Origin of the sequence: Bacillus sp. LK2, assembly GCF_001043575.1 — a bacterium.
Taxonomy (GTDB): Bacteria; Bacillota; Bacilli; order Bacillales; family Bacillaceae_G; genus Bacillus_A; species Bacillus_A paramycoides.
In genome coordinates this window covers 32,072-48,527 of the sequence record NZ_LDUK01000014.1, presented here as the reverse complement: position 1 = coordinate 48,527, position 16,456 = coordinate 32,072, and the positions used below count along the sequence as shown (strand labels likewise).

19 protein-coding genes and 2 pseudogenes are annotated in these 16,456 nt (G+C 34.6%); 14 read left to right on the top strand and 7 right to left on the bottom strand.

Annotated features, from left to right (window positions below; translation table 11 throughout):
- Positions 1-183 precede the first annotated feature (183 nt).
- Positions 184-1,422 carry a TolB family protein gene (locus VK90_RS09500; protein WP_048372281.1) on the top strand — a complete coding sequence of 413 codons (1,239 nt, stop codon included), beginning with the start codon at positions 184-186 and terminating at the stop codon, positions 1,420-1,422.
- A 43-nt stretch (positions 1,423-1,465) separates the two neighbouring features.
- Here the strand turns inward: VK90_RS09500 and VK90_RS09495 are convergent, their stop codons facing one another.
- Positions 1,466-1,588 (bottom strand): DUF4023 domain-containing protein, encoded by a 123-nt coding sequence (locus VK90_RS09495; protein ID WP_002173541.1) that lies wholly within the window; start codon positions 1,586-1,588, stop codon positions 1,466-1,468.
- 72 nt (positions 1,589-1,660) lie between these two features.
- A pseudogene (locus tag VK90_RS27605) lies at positions 1,661-1,954 on the bottom strand (phosphoglycerate mutase).
- Positions 1,955-2,102: 148 nt separating this feature from the next.
- On the opposite strand from VK90_RS27605, the gene VK90_RS09490 reads away from it, so the two are divergent.
- The 3 genes from VK90_RS09490 (at position 2,103) to VK90_RS09480 (ending at position 3,990) form a co-directional block, all read left to right on the top strand.
- On the top strand, positions 2,103-2,678 hold the full coding sequence (locus VK90_RS09490) for a histidine phosphatase family protein (RefSeq protein ID WP_048372279.1): 576 nt from the start codon (positions 2,103-2,105) through the stop codon (positions 2,676-2,678).
- Between the two features lie 65 nt (positions 2,679-2,743).
- Positions 2,744-3,226 (top strand): CHAT domain-containing protein, encoded by a 483-nt coding sequence (locus VK90_RS09485; RefSeq protein ID WP_231595852.1) that lies wholly within the window; start codon positions 2,744-2,746, stop codon positions 3,224-3,226.
- A gap of 263 nt (positions 3,227-3,489) precedes the next feature.
- Positions 3,490-3,990 carry a DoxX family protein gene (locus VK90_RS09480; protein WP_025147382.1) on the top strand — a complete coding sequence of 167 codons (501 nt, stop codon included), beginning with the start codon at positions 3,490-3,492 and terminating at the stop codon, positions 3,988-3,990.
- A 37-nt stretch (positions 3,991-4,027) separates the two neighbouring features.
- Here the strand turns inward: VK90_RS09480 and VK90_RS09475 are convergent, their stop codons facing one another.
- Both VK90_RS09475 and VK90_RS09470 read right to left on the bottom strand, forming a co-directional pair.
- Entirely contained in the window at positions 4,028-4,891 is an 864-nt protein-coding gene (locus VK90_RS09475) for an alpha/beta fold hydrolase (protein ID WP_376769445.1), read from the bottom strand.
- Positions 4,892-4,927: 36 nt separating this feature from the next.
- A complete protein-coding gene (locus VK90_RS09470) occupies positions 4,928-5,767 on the bottom strand; it encodes a GNAT family N-acetyltransferase (RefSeq protein WP_048372277.1) in 840 nt (279 codons plus the stop codon).
- Positions 5,768-6,038: 271 nt separating this feature from the next.
- Here VK90_RS09470 and VK90_RS09465 point away from each other — a divergent pair, with 271 nt between their 5' ends.
- On the top strand, positions 6,039-7,424 hold the full coding sequence (locus tag VK90_RS09465; RefSeq protein WP_048372275.1) for an alkaline phosphatase: 1,386 nt from the start codon (positions 6,039-6,041) through the stop codon (positions 7,422-7,424).
- A gap of 58 nt (positions 7,425-7,482) precedes the next feature.
- Positions 7,483-7,950: a hypothetical protein gene (locus VK90_RS09460; protein WP_048372273.1), complete on the top strand. Its 468-nt coding sequence runs from the start codon at positions 7,483-7,485 to the stop codon at positions 7,948-7,950.
- A gap of 27 nt (positions 7,951-7,977) precedes the next feature.
- Here VK90_RS09460 and VK90_RS09455 read toward each other — a convergent pair whose 3' ends face one another.
- Positions 7,978-8,628 carry a GTP pyrophosphokinase gene (locus VK90_RS09455; RefSeq protein ID WP_002173533.1) on the bottom strand — a complete coding sequence of 217 codons (651 nt, stop codon included), beginning with the start codon at positions 8,626-8,628 and terminating at the stop codon, positions 7,978-7,980.
- 449 nt (positions 8,629-9,077) lie between these two features.
- On the opposite strand from VK90_RS09455, the gene rpmG reads away from it, so the two are divergent.
- On the top strand, positions 9,078-9,227 hold the full coding sequence (gene rpmG / locus VK90_RS09450; protein ID WP_001265617.1) for a 50S ribosomal protein L33: 150 nt from the start codon (positions 9,078-9,080) through the stop codon (positions 9,225-9,227).
- Between the two features lie 65 nt (positions 9,228-9,292).
- Positions 9,293-10,789, top strand: coding sequence for a YcdB/YcdC domain-containing protein (locus VK90_RS09445; protein ID WP_048372271.1), 1,497 nt, complete (start codon positions 9,293-9,295; stop codon positions 10,787-10,789).
- A gap of 55 nt (positions 10,790-10,844) precedes the next feature.
- Here VK90_RS09445 and VK90_RS09440 read toward each other — a convergent pair.
- Positions 10,845-11,074 (bottom strand): annotated as a pseudogene (locus tag VK90_RS09440) (hypothetical protein).
- Positions 11,075-11,333: 259 nt separating this feature from the next.
- On the opposite strand from VK90_RS09440, the gene sigK reads away from it, so the two are divergent.
- Positions 11,334-12,047 carry an RNA polymerase sporulation sigma factor SigK gene (gene sigK, locus VK90_RS09435; RefSeq protein ID WP_000051382.1) on the top strand — a complete coding sequence of 238 codons (714 nt, stop codon included), beginning with the start codon at positions 11,334-11,336 and terminating at the stop codon, positions 12,045-12,047.
- A gap of 291 nt (positions 12,048-12,338) precedes the next feature.
- Positions 12,339-13,127, top strand: coding sequence for a phosphatidylserine decarboxylase (locus VK90_RS09430; RefSeq protein WP_025147390.1), 789 nt, complete (start codon positions 12,339-12,341; stop codon positions 13,125-13,127).
- 153 nt (positions 13,128-13,280) lie between these two features.
- Here the strand turns inward: VK90_RS09430 and VK90_RS09425 are convergent, their stop codons facing one another.
- On the bottom strand, positions 13,281-13,436 hold the full coding sequence (locus tag VK90_RS09425) for a sporulation histidine kinase inhibitor Sda (protein ID WP_000850096.1): 156 nt from the start codon (positions 13,434-13,436) through the stop codon (positions 13,281-13,283).
- A 247-nt stretch (positions 13,437-13,683) separates the two neighbouring features.
- On the opposite strand from VK90_RS09425, the gene VK90_RS09420 reads away from it, so the two are divergent.
- Genes VK90_RS09420 through yhbY form a run of 4 tightly spaced genes read left to right on the top strand, consistent with a single transcriptional unit; the run spans position 13,684 to position 16,453 of the window.
- A complete protein-coding gene (locus VK90_RS09420; RefSeq protein WP_002173529.1) occupies positions 13,684-14,196 on the top strand; it encodes a YqeG family HAD IIIA-type phosphatase in 513 nt (170 codons plus the stop codon).
- A gap of 3 nt (positions 14,197-14,199) precedes the next feature.
- Positions 14,200-15,306, top strand: coding sequence for a ribosome biogenesis GTPase YqeH (gene yqeH, locus VK90_RS09415; protein WP_048372267.1), 1,107 nt, complete (start codon positions 14,200-14,202; stop codon positions 15,304-15,306).
- A 15-nt stretch (positions 15,307-15,321) separates the two neighbouring features.
- Complete coding sequence (gene aroE / locus VK90_RS09410) at positions 15,322-16,155, top strand: shikimate dehydrogenase (RefSeq protein WP_048372264.1); 834 nt, start codon at positions 15,322-15,324, stop codon at positions 16,153-16,155.
- A gap of 4 nt (positions 16,156-16,159) precedes the next feature.
- A complete protein-coding gene (gene yhbY, locus VK90_RS09405; RefSeq protein ID WP_048372262.1) occupies positions 16,160-16,453 on the top strand; it encodes a ribosome assembly RNA-binding protein YhbY in 294 nt (97 codons plus the stop codon).
- Positions 16,454-16,456: the final 3 nt, after the last annotated feature.

Genomic DNA, 16,456 nt, shown 5'->3' with positions numbered 1-16,456 from the left:
TATATTTCTATCGTTAATTATAAAGACGGGTGTTGGCTAAACTATACATTCGACATAATTCATACCAATCCTCTTTGAATTAAAAATTTCCCAAGAAATTTTGGGGGATAATGTCGAATGGCTACAACATGCATATAGCAAGCGGAATGTGAGGGATGCTATAGGGAAAAATAGGGGTGTTATATGAAAAAGTTTATAGTAAGTGGCAGCGTGAGTTTGTTTCTTTTTTTCTGTACAATTTCTATTATTAGCGCAGAAAATAATGGAGTAAAAGTTGCTTTTATTCGTAATCATGATCTTTGGATTAAAGTCGGTGAAAAAGAAAAGCAGATTACAAAAGGAGAGTACATAACAGGGCCGAAATGGTCATATGATGGAGGATGGCTTGCATATACAAAAGGAAAGAAGCGAAATCATCTTGAACTGTATCGGCTGAAAGATGGAAAGAAAGTTACACCGTTTCAATCAGAAGCATCGAATTATCAATGGTCACCAATAGAGAATGTAATCGCATTTGTATTTGCACGTACATTAAATACGTTTGATGCTGAAAAAAAGAAAGCAGATTTTGAAAATGTATCAGCTGGTGTAGGTGACTATGCATGGTATCCTGATGGTAAGAGGTTTCTTGTATCATCTGAAGCGTATTTGCTTCCAACAGGATGGACAGGAGCTCAGCTATATGAAACGGAAAAGGATGCAAATATGAATCCTCATAAGATGAAACATTTATATGCACTACCGAATCAGCATGATGACTTTTTAGCATTAGTTGCAAGTGGATTTAAGTGGTCACCAGATCAAAAGTGGATTTCGTTTTTAGCAGTACCAACAGCTTCTTTGTCAGCGGATAGTAATACACTTTGTTTAATTCGAGCGGACGGCAGTCGTTTTGAAAAAATAGATCAAATGTTGTTAAATACACAATGGTTTCAATGGTCGCCATCAAAAAATATATTGGCGTATATTGAAGGTAGCGGAAGAGTTGCATTAGAGAATAAACATTTAAAAGTAAAAGAATTACCAGCCCTACAGCAAAATACATTTACTCCAAAAGGATATGTTGATTGGGACTTCACATGGAAGAACGATAAAGTAATTATCGTTTCAAGGGCAAAGGAAGCAGAACTATCGATACATCCGGAAAAAAGGCCACTACCAACTTTATATGAGATAAATAGTACAAGCGATGAACAACATCAAATCACAAAGCCACCTTATAATCAAGGTGATTATAATCCTATCTTTATAAAGAAGAGCAACCAATTAATGTGGATACGTTCAAATCGTAAGAAAGCTGATGTATGGCTTGCTCATAGCGATGGGAAATATGAAAAGAAGTGGATTGAAAATATAGATGTACCAGAGTGGTATTATGAGAAATGGAATTGGGAAGATGTCATTTCGGTGAAAGACGAGTAAAAAATCCTGCCTGAAATATAATTTTTAGGCAGGATTTTCAATGTTATTTATGCGTCTTATTTGGCTTTTTTTTCGCAGGGTTTCCATTCCCTTGATGTTTTCTATTTTGTTCATCTTTTGCTTGCTTTTCATGCAATGTATCTAAAAAGTCATTTGAGTTACTCATTTTTATATCTCTCCTTTTTTCATTTCGTCCTAATTACTATAACCATTTAGGAGGAAAATCATGAGATAAAAGTTAAGCACTTAGTTTTCTTCGGTAATATAGGTAAAATATTCTATACGTAATAAATAGCATAAGTAAAACTTGTAACTCTATATTTTCTTTTGAAATAGCCTCGAAAGGGTCTGGCAAGTAAGTGGATTTTTCGCTCGCTCCTAAATCTAACTATTTGTTTAAGAGATTAATGATGCAAAAAATGAAAACACCGGACCAGCTTACGATAATTGCTTGTTGCTTAATTTTTGCTTCACGTTCATCATCTGTAATCCAAGGATTAGCAGTTTTATCACTATTAAAAAAGCTATTTATGTATCCCTATATGATCATTCCGATAAAGACGATAATCCATTTCATATTTGTGGTCCTTCTCTTCTTGTAAAAAATTCATATAGCAGGAATGAAGAATAAAATAGGGAAGGAATATGTGAGACTATTTTATATTGAGAGGAAGAGGAGTATGAAACTTGTCTTTGTTCGTCATGGTGAAGGTGAACATACAAAGGATTTACCATTAAGTTTGCAAGTGGCGAATCCGCCGTTGACGGGAGTAGGAAAGAAGCAGGCTAAATTGCTTCAGTGCGATGTACCATTACAAGACAGGGATATATTAATCGCTAGTCCTACACTTCGAACACTACAAACTGCGACAATGTGGAGTTCGAATGTTGCTTGTCAAAAAATCGTTCATCCATATATATCCCCACGCATTTTCCCTTATCGTGAATTAGCTAAAACATTGCCGTGTGATCAATTGTTAGATCGAAAGATAATTAGAAATTTATTTCCACATTTTTCGTTAGAAGAAAGTACAAATGAACTGTTATGGAATGAGGGAATCAATATAATCCGAGAGAAGGAATTTCAACAAATAGTAGGTGAGTTTCTGCATTGGTGCTATCAGTTAAAAGCAGAAAAAGTTTGTATCGTTTCGCATGATGGAACAATTACAGCTTATAGACAATATTTACAAAAAGTAGTTTTAACGAGAGATGATTTTTTAGAAGAAACGGGGATATATCAAATAGATTTATAGGGAGGGGATGTCAAATGAACATTGCACTAGTAGTTGGCTATAACTCTGATTTGGAAGCGTAATCAATTCGAGCAACGCTTGAATATTTTGGGGCGAGAGTTGTGACATATTGGATCGGTAGACCGAAAGATTTCATCGACGTTCTTTCCGGAAAGACTTTATATAAAGATATCAATTATATTATTTTTTGCTTTCATGGTGATGAAGGGGAATTTGTAATGGAAGAGTTAGGAGAAGATGTGTATGACGAAAATGAACCGAGAGGATACTTTGGTGCAGCAAAAATTAAGAGATATGCAAAATTGCATAATATCCATATTGTAAATAGTGGTTGTACGTTAGGCGAACAAAAACTAGCAGAAGTATTTTTACAAAATGGTGCAAAATCGTATATTGGATCGATAGATTATGTTGATGGAAATGCAGCACTTATGTTTACAATTCGCTTATTTTACGGGCTTATTAATCATAAAAAACCATTAGAAGATGCTTTTCAAGAAGCAAGATTAATTGATGAGAAGACTCGTACATTTCGATTATATGAATAGTCTGAAACGGGTTTATTCGAATATAGAATGAACACGTTTCATATTTAGCACACAGTTTTTTTACACTTTTTCAGTGAAAATGATTATCAACTGTGGTATGATATGTTCAAGTTTTTACAGGTAATAAAAGTTACTATATAAACGTTAGTTTTGGATGTTTTATTCGGATGTCACAAATTATTCATAATTAACATTATAAAAATAAGTAACTAATGATATTATATTATCTGTAACTAACTTAATTACAACTTTAGGAGGAAGATATGGTTATTCAATTTTTAAGAGAAAACAAAGCAGTTTCTTTTGTATTAGCGATAATCCGAGTATATCTTGGGTACACATGGCTAATGGCTGGAATCGGTAAACTACAAGGAAAAGGATTCGATGCAACTGGTTATCTACAAGGTGCAATTGAAAAATCTAAAGGAGCACAACCGGCGGTTCAATCTTGGTGGGCATCATTCTTACAAGAATTTGCAATTCCAAATGTAGATCTGTTTAATACACTTGTAACGTGGGGAGAAATTTTAGTCGGAATTGGTTTAATTGTAGGCTGTTTAACAAAAACAGCGGTCTTTTTCGGTCTTGTAATGAACTTTTCTTATATGTTTAGTGGGTCAATTGGTGTAAACCCTGAAATGGTTATCTTATCAATGTTCGTTCTTGTTTCTGGTATGAATGCTGGAAAACTTGGAATCGATGGTTTCGTTATACCGAAAGTATTAGGATCAAAAACTCAAAAACGCCAAAAGCAAGCTGCTTAATATATGAAAACGGGTATCTCAAAAATGAGATACCTGTTTATTTTTCAGCACTTATAGGATTTTTCTCAAAGAAATCTTGTACATACCCTACAAATTCTTGTGGTTCTTGACGAAATGGTGCGTGGTAACCTTTTTCTATAATATGAAAAGTGCTATTTTTTAAGAATTGATGATAAGTTTCTCCTTCTTTCCAAGAAACACTACTATCATTTCTTCCCCATATAATTAAAGTTGGTTGTTTTATTTCATTTGCATTGATTTGAAGACGCCTAGGCCACAATTTCATTTTGTTATAATGTTCTTCATCATTACGTTTAAATTTTACTTTGCTCTCATCATAGTCTGCAACAGAAGAAACTGTACTTAAATCCGTCGACAATTGTGGTTTAGGAGAGCCTTGTTTATTTACTAATGAGTGAGGGCCACCTGTAGCGTCGGTTAAAATAAGATGGGTAACCGCATCAGGATATAAATATGTTAAATTAAGAGAAATTTCTCCGCCCATGGAATGACCGAGTATTGCGAATGTCTCATAACCTAGTTTTTTCATTAACTTATAATATAAGTTCGCATGAGTTGGAAAGGAATAATAAAAGTCCATCGGTTTAGATGAACGCCCAAACCCTAAAGCATCTACAGAAATAATTGTATGATCTTTTGCTAAATCAGAATAAATCTTTTGGAATCCATCTGATGATCCACCGAATCCATGAATCATAAGTAAAGGTGGTTTCTTGCTGCCAATTTGCTTAAAGTAAATAGTTTGACCATCTATTTCAATCATTTTTTCTTCTGTAGTTAATTTCGCAGTAATTGTATTTTTCACTTGTTTTACTTGTTCCACGGGCTTTTCTGCGGCACTACATCCTACTAATAATGCAAGAGTCAGACAGCCCGCCATAAGATAGGTAAGTTGCTTCAATTAGTTGTCCCCTTTCTAGCATAACGCTGCATCTATCATAGCAAATAGCATATTACGGTTTCCAGGAAGTTGATTACTGTTCTTTATCATAAGAGGTGAAAGAAGTGTTTCATGGAAATTTTCAGTTTGCAGAAATTTGCGGAATGTGAATTGTGAATGCGGAACATCAATGCGTATTGTTCCATTCCACGATTTACAAATTATTTCTAATAACTGAATAGAGTCTGCTTCTTTTTTTGAGATAAGTGGAGTAATACATAGTACATTTCCTTTTTGTATGCATAAAGCAAAAGCATCAATTTCATTATCCCGTTCAATTTTAAATGAGTAAGTTGCTCTTGATAGTAGCGATGAATAAATCTTAGAACGATGTGCACCAGTCGCAGTTTGATCAAGAGAAATTAGAGATTGAAGATCAGTTTGCTGAATTTGTTTTATGGGAACGGAATTTGTATTTATGTAAGTTGCTTGTTTTTCGAAACGATGAATTGTTGTTATTGATTGAAATCCATATGATTGATATAAAGGTTCACCAGCTTTTGTTGCAATGAGCATAATAGGAAGTGGTGAATGAGCTAGTTTTAAGCTGTTGTTTAGCAAGATACGGCCAATGCCTTGTCTTTGAAAATCAGGATGTACGATTAACATGCCGATAGAAGAAAATCCAGGGTCGAATGAAAACACCCCTCCAGATGCAATAAGTTTATTCTCATGTACATAGCCAAAAATTGTGCCAATTGAAAGGTACATATGGAATTGTTCTTTCATAAAACTTTCGTGCTGTATCCACCCGACTGATTCACAAAGAGAGAGTAAATCTGGAATGGAAGATTCGTTTAGTTTTATTGTTTTCATAAAGGTTCACCAAGTTTCCATTTTATTTTTAAAAATAGAGTTGATATTGTTACGAAATGTAAAGTAAGAGGTTTACGTTAAAAGAAATCTAATTTGTTTATATTTAGTTTGTAAAGGGCGCTATGATTGATATGAAAGGACACAGTTATACAAATTATAACTTATATTTACATAAGTTAACAAAAAATTTACATATAACTAATTTTCTCTTAACAGTCTTCTATTAAATTTGATAGTGGGAAATGAATAACCTAATTAGGGGGACAAAAAAGTGAAAAAGTTCGTAAAAAAAGCATGGCCATTTGCGGTTGTGGCGTCATTGGCAATTACTTCTGTAGCGACGTGGAATTTCACGCGCACAGACAGTGTGAAAGCAGATGGGAAAGATAGCGATCAAAAGATTAAAAATGTCATTGTATTAATTGGGGATGGTATGGGGCCTTCATATATGACAGCTCATCGTTACATGAAAGACAATCCGAAAACATTTGAAATGGAATCTACAGAATTTGATAAACATCTTGTAGGAACACAAAAAACATATCCAGAAGATGAACATGAAAATATTACAGACTCTGCATCGGCAGCAACTGCGATGTCAGCAGGTATAAAAACATATAATGCAGCTATTGCAGTTGATAATGATAAAGCAAAAGTAAAAACAGTGCTTGAGCAAGCGAAAGAAAGAGGAAAGTCAACTGGACTTGTTGCAACTTCTGAAATTACACATGCAACACCAGCTGCTTTCGGTGCACATAACATTAGTCGTAAAAATATGGATGAAATCGCAAATGATTACTTTGATGAGAAAATAAAAGATAAGCATAAAATAGACGTTATGCTTGGCGGTGGCGTAAATAACTTTGTTAGAAAAGACCGCAATCTTACCGAAGAGTTTAAGAAGTCTGGTTATAGTTATGTAACAGATCGTAATCAATTATTAAATGATAAAAACGATCAAGTTCTTGGCCTATTTGCACCAGGCGGATTAGATAAAATGATTGATCGTAATGATAAAACACCTTCATTAGAAGAGATGACAAATGCAGCAATTGATCGTTTGAACAAAAATAAAAATGGTTTCTTCTTAATGGTTGAAGGAAGTCAAATTGATTGGGCTGGACATGATAATGATATCGTTGCAGCAATGAGTGAAATGGAAGACTTTGAAAGAGCATTTAAAGCAGCGATTGAGTTTGCTAAAAAAGATAAAAATACATTAGTTGTTGCAACTGCAGACCATTCTACTGGAGGATTGTCTTTAGGTGCGAATGGTGAGTATAACTTTAAAGTAGAGCCGATTAAAGCTGCAAAACGTACGCCAGACTTTATGGCAAATGAGATTGTAAAAGGTGCAAATGTAGAAGAAACATTGAAAAAGTATATTGATCTACAATTGACACCAGAAGAAATTAAAGCAGTAAATGATATAGCTCCATCAAAAGATGTAACAAAGATTGATAATGCGATTGAGGATATTTTCAATAAGCGTTCGGTTACAGGATGGACAACGGGTGGACATACAGGTGAAGATGTGAACGTGTATGCATTTGGCCCAGGTAAATACTTGTTCTCTGGCGTTCAAGAGAATACAAATATAGCTAAACGTGTCTTTGATATTGTTGGCGGTGGCGATCCAAATAAAGGAAGACGCTAATTATAAACGAAAATGGGGCATTTTTGCCTCATTTTTTCTTTTTAGGAAGGGTGAAAAGATGAGAGGTTTTACGGGGAAATTAGGAGTCGTTATGCTAATCGGGCTATTGTTAGTTGGTTGTCAATCTAAAGAGGAGCATGTAGAAAAGAAAACCGTAGCTAAGAAGATGGAAGAACAAGTACATATAACGAAAGAAGAAGAGGGCTCTATTCAAGGGGTTATTGAAGCATTCGTACGAACGACGAATGAAAAAAACTTCACTGAGCATATGGCATTATTTTCAAACAAAATGCTCGGCGCGGAAGACTTAAAAACACAAAAAGAAGCGGCATTTCAAAAGGGGAATAAGAAAATTGAATTAGAGCATATGAATATGAAAGCTCTTAAAGAGGGACTTGTTATTGTTGAAACAGAGGAAAAAGAAGTAGACGGAGGAGTTACTTTGCAGAAGAAAGTACAGTATGCACTTGGAAAAGAAGATGAAGGATGGAAAATTGAAGAGGTTCGTACGATAGAAAAGAAATAAAAAAGGTTCTCATAGAAGAGAACCTTTTTAAAGTGGTAATAAAATTTGATTTGAACATGCTTCAATATCATCAATATCTTGACGGATTGTCGCCATTTTATTATCAAGATCTTCAGCTTTCATAGCAGCATCGTGCAGTTCATCCTTCAAATAATCAGGTATGTTTCCTTCATATTTGTAGTAAAGTTTATGTTCTAAACTTGCCCAAAAGTCCATAGCAAGTGTACGTAATTGAATTTCTGCAAAGACATCTTTCGTACCAGAATTTAGTGACAATGGATATTTTATTATCATGTGTAAACTTTTATAACCATTTTGTTTTGGGCTAGCGATATAATCTTTTACTTCTACAATTTCCATATCTTCGCGCTTCTCAATAACCTCTTTTAAATGGTAAATATCTTCTACAAAGCAACATGTAATACGGATGCCAATAATATCTTGTAATTGTGTTTGAGCATTTTCAACTGTTGGTGATAAGTTTTTACGCTCAAGCTTCCTAATAATACTTTCGGGTTGTTTAAGTCTTGTTTTTATATGTTCAAACGGGTTGTAGTCCTCTAAAAATTGAGCTTCCCGGTTCATAATTTCAAATTTAGTTTTTAACTCTTCTAAAGCGAATGTATAAGGTAATACAAAAGCTTTCCAGTAGTTAACTGTTGATTGGTTATATTCCATTTATATACACACCTTTTCTTATTTACAAGTGAAGTTGTTATTATACTAAACACCAAATCATGTAGGCGCAAGCAGCAAATGATGAAATCATAAAACGATATTTAGTTTTCATATTTTCAACTCCTTTCAAATGAAATTTTATATATGAATAAACGCGATTGTTAGTAAGTTCGCTATGTACAATTCTTATAGTAATAGATTCATGTGAAATTCGTATGAACTAATTGTTTCAGTTTTTTGTCTTTTTTTTGTAAATAAAAATTATTGTCGCAATTTAAAGGTTTTTATTTTAGTTATTTATCTTTATAAATTAATATAAACTTTGATTGTTGAGAAGGACATATAGAATCCTTTTGTTTTGCAATTGACAAATAGAATGAAGTTCTATAATATATAAATCGTAATCATTACGCTTTAGTTGCGATCTTTGAAAGAAAGGAGAATTACATATGCGGGTAAATATTACATTAGCTTGTACGGAGTGCGGTGATCGTAACTATATTTCTAAAAAAAATAAACGAAACAACCCAGAGCGCATCGAACTGAAAAAATATTGTCCAAGATTAAAGCGAGTAACGTTACATCGTGAAACGAAGTAAAAGACTAGAGATATCTCTAGTCTTTTTTTGTTATAATTACCTTAAATTGTAATAAGAGGGAGGATATGATGAATCAAAAAGATAAAGAAAGAAAAGAGCAAGTGGCTCATATTATTGAAATTCCAGATGAATATAGTCTTGTTGTAGATGATCAAGAAGGAGTGGATGATCCTCATCATTTATTATGGTGGGGGCATAAAGAGGATGAGGAGAAACAGATACAAATTTCATTAAATAGGTATACTGGTAATCTATTTGAATTCAGGATAGATGATGAAAATTATTTTTCGAGTGATAAAGAAGTGATAGAGGAGAATAAGGCGAGAGAGGTTGCAAATGTATTTATAAAAAAATATGTGGAAGACGGATTAGAATTTTATACATATGTGTCAATTAAGGATGACTGGCGTGGTTGGAAAGAAATAAATTATATGCAGGAAGTGAAAGGATATCCATTGCCGGATACAGGATGTGTTGTGCGAGTTCATCCTTCAGGTAATGTTGTGAATTTCCGTTATAACGGAGGGGAAAGTATACAGGAAAAACCGTTATGGCCAATTGAAATTGTTGATGAGAGCACTGTTTTAGATAACCTCAAGGCTAGACAAGATATAAGACTTGTATTTGCTGATTTAACATACTCCTCATGTGAATATGAAAGTGGAGAAGAAGTAAAAGGGTACCATCTTGTGTATGAGCCAGAACCTAGTCATGCGTTTATTGATGCAAGTACAGGTAAAGATTTGTTTGGCCCAGATCATTATAAATTGCCTCCAACTGTAGCTGTTGAAAAACCGAAAAAGGGTAGTCAACAAGGTGATATATTCGATTTATTTGACTGGGATAAAGAAAGTTTTACAAAAGTAGATGAGACGGAAAATGAAGATGGAATAAGGATGAAATTTGTTCCGAAAGAGGAATTACAAAAACAGAAAGAAGAAAAGAATCCGTATTTAATGAATGAATTCTTTAAAAAGCATTTACCGATGTTAAAATATAAAAATTTAGTTGGAATTACCAAGGATAAATCAACCAATGCATTAATTGGCTTTATAAAACTGACAGAGGATAAAGAAGCAAAACAAATATTATCTAGAGAGGAATGTTTACAAAAAGCACTTCAATTTTTAGAACGAGTGATTCCAGATGTTACAGAATATCTTCGTCTTTGGGATGAACATGATGAGGAAGAAGAAGGGATAGAGAGATTTTCCTTTTCAATATATATAAATGATATTCATGTAGCGAGAAAATATATTATGATCAACATCAATACAGAAAATGGTGCTGTGATGCACTACTTAGGAGAATCTAGTAATGCTATCAAAGAATTGTTCACATATGAAACAACACCAAAAGTAACAAAAGAAAAAGCGTTAGAAATATACAAAGAGGCTATCCGAGTTAAATTAGAATGGTATATAGATAATGATGCAGAGGAAACGGTATATCAGTTATTGTATAAACACACGACGGATGAAAATCATAAAGAACCCTTCGAGTGTAGTCGAGAAATTCGTTATATTGATGCTCGCACTGGGGAAAAGATTTGGAGTAAATAAGTCTTTAAATAGGGAAAAAGGTCTTCGGGAGAAGACCTTTTTTTAGAAAGAACGATTATTCTTCGTATGTATCAATTTTGTATAACCACTTCTGTACACTAGCAGGTGGTCCTTCTGTTCTCCACTTTGTTGTACACATTCCGCAAGAACAGTGAACTTTGCCTTTTGCAAAATACCGGCAATTTCAGGAGTATATCCCCATGCGTGTTTTGCAATATTCATTTTTCGGCGCATTGTACGCTGACGTTGGTGTGTTGTATAAGCACGTGTTCTTTCAAATTTCATATTTGTAATCCCTCCTTGTAGTACAAGCAGCTTGCAAGAGCGTACATGGAGTTCATCTCTTACAAGCTACTCAGGTACAAGAAGGTAATGAAATGTTTCATATTTTACCCTCCTATCTGTTGTTTAAGTATCCGTAGCGAAGCTTTGTGAGACAAATAGTATGCTTAAAAAACATATTGGAATGATATCGTACAGACACAAACAGCCTCACGCCCACATACACATAGTAAAGACCACTATTTTGGCGGAGGTGAAGGGTTTGAGTCTATTCGCCGCAATTGGATATATGGTTCGAGAAGTGTTTGTCTTTGTTTCTTATGTGAAGAACAATGCGTTCCCGCAGCCGTTATCATCAGATGATGAGAGAAAGTACTTAGAGTTAATGGAGCAAGGTGATGCTCAAGCGAGAAATCTTTTAATTGAACATAATTTACGGCTTGTAGCTCATATTGTTAAAAAATTTGAAAACACCGGTGAAGATGCAGAAGATTTAATTTCAATTGGTACAATTGGACTTATTAAAGCGATCGAAAGCTATTCAGCAGGGAAAGGAACAAAGCTTGCAACTTATGCAGCACGCTGTATTGAAAATGAAATTTTGATGCATTTACGTGTACTGAAGAAAACGAAAAAAGATGTCTCACTTCATGATCCGATCGGGCAAGATAAAGAGGGGAATGAAATATCACTTATTGATATATTAAAATCAGAATCTGAAGATGTAATTGATATGATTCAGTTAAGTATGGAATTAGAGAAGATTAAAGAGTATATCGATATTTTAGATGAACGAGAGAAAGAAGTGATTGTGAAGCGTTTTGGGCTTGGGCTTGATAAGGAGAAAACACAAAGGGAGATTGCGAAGGCGCTTGGTATTTCAAGGAGCTATGTATCACGAATTGAAAAGCGTGCTTTAATGAAAATGTTCCATGAATTTGTGCGAGCTGAGAAAGAGAAGAAAGCAAAAGAATAATGTACATTGTAGGCAGCTACACTTTAAAAGTGGCTGCTTTTCTTTCGGAAAAAAGGAAAGAAAACGAGCCGCTCTAAGAAGAAATACATGTTCACTGTTGAAAATGACGAGTTCTATCTGTAATATTAGAAGGTGCTAACCAATTTAAGAATAAAAATTATACTTAGTTTTTCTTCGTGTATAACGAGGCGGCTCCATTCTATATGTGGGAATAAGAACCAATTTTACATATGATATAGAAAGAAAAGAAGGGGAAACTAAAGTTACAGACTGATTAGGAGGTTTCGCAATTTGCGACGTACATTATATCGACTTATGATCGAACTTACAAATGGTCGTTTTACTTCTTATATATTACGTAAATTTGCACAATCTCGTTTAAGCTCTATCATTATTCCATCGTATGCGAAAGTTTTTCAAATCAATCAAGATGAGATGGAAAAGGGTTTGAAGGAATATCGAACATTGCATGATTTATTTACACGTAGGCTAAAAGAAGGAAAACGTAGTATTGATACAGACGCATCGAGTATCATTAGTCCCGTTGATGGTGTTTTTGCTGATCAAGGTCCTATTGAGGATACAAAAACATTCGATATTAAAGGCAAACGTTATTCAATAGTGGATATGCTAGGTAATGAAGAGCGTGCAAAACGATATGCAGGCGGTACATATATGGTAATTTATTTGAGTCCAAGTCATTATCATCGTATTCATAGTCCACTTTCAGGCTCTGTAACTGAGAGATTTGTACTCGGTAGAAAATCATATCCAGTAAATGCAGCCGGTATGGAATATGGAAAAGAACCGTTGTCGAAAAATTATCGCTCTGTTACAGAAGTAAATAGTGAAGGCGAACATATGGCGCTTGTAAAAGTAGGGGCAATGTTTGTAAATAGTATTGAGCTTCTTCATGAAAGAAGTACTGTTCAAAAAGGCGAAGAGATGGCATACTTTACATTTGGTTCAACAGTTGTTTTATTGTTTGAAAAAGATATGATTGAAGTAATGAAGGAATTGACAAGTGGACAAGAGCTTCGTCTTGGTGAAAAAATTGCAACTCGATTATCTCATAAGTAAAGAAAAGATTTTATTATAAACTTGTGAAGGCTCTAATTAAGAAATATGGACAAAGGTGCTTAATGAAGAAATCCCCTAGATGGGAGTACTTGTTTATTCGAGAGCCATCGTAGGATGGCTCTTTTTACAGGTCAATCAGTAATCTATATGTACTCAAGAAGATTTGACAAGCTTGTCCTTTAATGAGCGTCTAATAATTTCTTGTTTTATAAGTAAAATGAAGTCGGGATTTAATTTTAGCTCTTTTGCTTTATAATAAGACTCAGTGAGTAACTCAGTAGATAACTGTTCCATATGTTTTGTTTTCAAGGTGAGTCACCTCCTAATAATATAAGGATTGATTCGTTGTTGCATTTAATGTACCAAAAAAATATGACAGTCACAAACAAGGGGTTATCCACATACCTCAGTGGATAAAATGTGTATAGATTGTTAGTAAATTCCAAATTAACTGAAAAATTAATGTGGAAAGTGTGTACAAGTTTATCCACAGGTTATCTATCGAAAAATGTTGTCGAAAAATTTTTATGAAAAATCCTCAAAGAGGTGAAAGAAATTGAAGTTATTTTTACCAAATGAATATGTGAAAAATGTATATCATGTTCAACCAGAAGATTTGAAGAAACGTGGAATTAAAGGGGTTATTACTGATTTAGATAACACTTTAATTGAATGGGATCGTCCAAACGCAACACCACAGCTTGAAGAGTGGTTTTTGAAAATGAAAGAAAATGACATTCAAGTAACGGTCGTTTCAAATAATAACGAGCAACGCGTTAAAGATTTCGCTGATCCATTAGGTATTCCATTTATTCATAGTGCGCGTAAACCGCTTGTTCGCGCATTTAAGCGTGCGATACAAGAGATGCATTTACAGCCAGATGAAGTTGTAGTAATTGGAGATCAGTTACTAACGGATGTGCTCGGTGGAAATCGAGTAGGACTTCATACAATTTTAGTTGTGCCAGTAGCGCAAACGGACGGATTGGTGACGCGCTTTAATCGAAAAATCGAACGAAGAATTATGAGAAACATGAAGAAAAAAGGCTTAATTAACTGGGAGGAATAAAGTTTGACTGAAACAATTAAATGTATTGGTTGCGGTGTAGAAATTCAAACAGAAAATAAAAATGAAGTAGGATACGCTCCTGCATCGTCTTTAGAGAAAGAACAAGTAATTTGCCAACGCTGTTTTCGTTTGAAACATTATAACGAAATTCAAGATGTATCTTTAACAGATGATGATTTCCTTCGCATTTTGAATGGAATTGGACAATCAGACGCATTAGTGGTCAAAATCGTAGATATTTTCGATTTTAATGGTAGCTGGTTACCAGGCTTACATCGTTTTGTAGGGAATAATAAAGTATTACTTGTAGGGAATAAGGCTGACTTAATTCCAAAGTCAGTTAAGCATGATAAAGTAAAACATTGGATGCGCTATAGTGCAAAGCAACTTGGTTTAAAACCAGAAGATGTCTTTTTAATTAGTGCAGCTAAAGGGCAAGGGATTACTGAACTTGCTGAGGCAATTGAGTATTACCGCGGAGGCAAAGACGTTTATGTTGTCGGATGTACGAATGTTGGTAAATCAACATTTATTAATCGTATGATTAAAGAGTTTAGTGATGAAACTGAGAATGTAATTACAACATCTCATTTCCCAGGAACAACACTTGATTTAATTGATATTCCATTAGATGAAGCATCATCTCTATATGATACACCGGGTATTATTAATCATCATCAAATGGCCCATTATGTTGGGAAACAAAGCTTAAAGCTTATTACACCGACTACAGAGATTAAGCCAATGGTATTCCAATTAAATGAGGAACAAACATTATTCTTTGGCGGATTAGCACGATTTGATTATGTAAGTGGAGGCCGTCGTGCATTCACTTGTCATTTCTCAAACCGTTTAACAATCCATCGCACAAAGCTCGAAAAGGCTGATGAATTGTACGAAAGACATGCTGGGGAATTATTGAATCCACCGACACCAGAAGAATTAGAAAATATGCCTGAGTTTGTGAAATATGAATTTAATATTCGTGAACCGAAAACGGACGTTGTATTCTCTGGATTGGGCTGGGTTACTGTAAATGAATCAGGAGCGAAAATTGTTGCTCATGTACCAAAAGGAGTAAGTGTTTCATTACGTAAATCTTTAATTTAATATGGAGAGGGATTTATGAAACAATTATATGGTGTAATCGGAAATCCAATTGGACATTCATTATCACCCGTTATGCATAACGATGCATTTGAACACTTGAATATGGATGCCCACTATCACGCGTTTCTTGTAGAAGAAGAAACGTTAGGGGAAGCAGTAAAAGGTTTAAAAGCATTAGGAATTTCAGGGTTTAATGTAACAACTCCGCACAAAGTTGCAATTATGGAGTATCTAGATGAAGTTGCCCCGCTAGCAGAGCAAATCGGTGCAGTAAATACGGTCGTTCATCGAGAGGGAAAATTGATTGGGTATAATACGGATGGAATTGGTTTTGTTCGTGCCTTACAGTCAATTAGTAAAGATCCGCTTCAAGAGAAACGTATTTTATTAATCGGTGCAGGCGGTGCTAGTCGAGCTATTTACTTTTCACTTGCAGATGTAGGTGTGAAAGCAATTGATATTGCTAATCGTACTGTAGATAAGGCGGAAAATCTTATCGCTGGATGCATGGGAAATGTTAATTCACATGCTCTATCGCTAGAACGCGCAGCGGAAGTTCAAGGGGAATATGATATTATCATTCAAACAACAACGATAGGCATGCATCCGCATGTTGAGTATGCACCGCTAGAAATTCGTTCGTTGAAACAAGGAACGATTGTTTCTGATATTATTTATAATCCATTTGAGACGAAAATTTTAGGCGATGCGAAAGCACAAGGTGCAACAATTCAAAATGGAATCGATATGTTCGTTTATCAAGGTGCACTTGCATTTGAAATGTGGACAGGTCGTGTGCCGAATATTGATAGAATGAAACAATTAGTAATGAGAAAGCTTGGAGGCTAATTATATGTTAACAGGAAAACAAAAAAGATTTTTACGTGCGCAGGCACATCATTTAACACCGATTTTTCAAGTTGGAAAAGGCGGCGTAAATGAAAATATGATTAAACAAATTGCAGACACTTTAGAAGCACGTGAATTATTCAAAGTGAGCGTGTTACAAAACTGTGAATTTGATCGCCGTGAAGTTGCAGAAGAGCTTGCACAAGGTGCACGTGCTGAAATCGTTCAAGTAATTGGAAGCACAATTGTTTTATACAAAGAATCAAGAGAAAATAAGCAAATTAAGCTTCCACGATAAAAG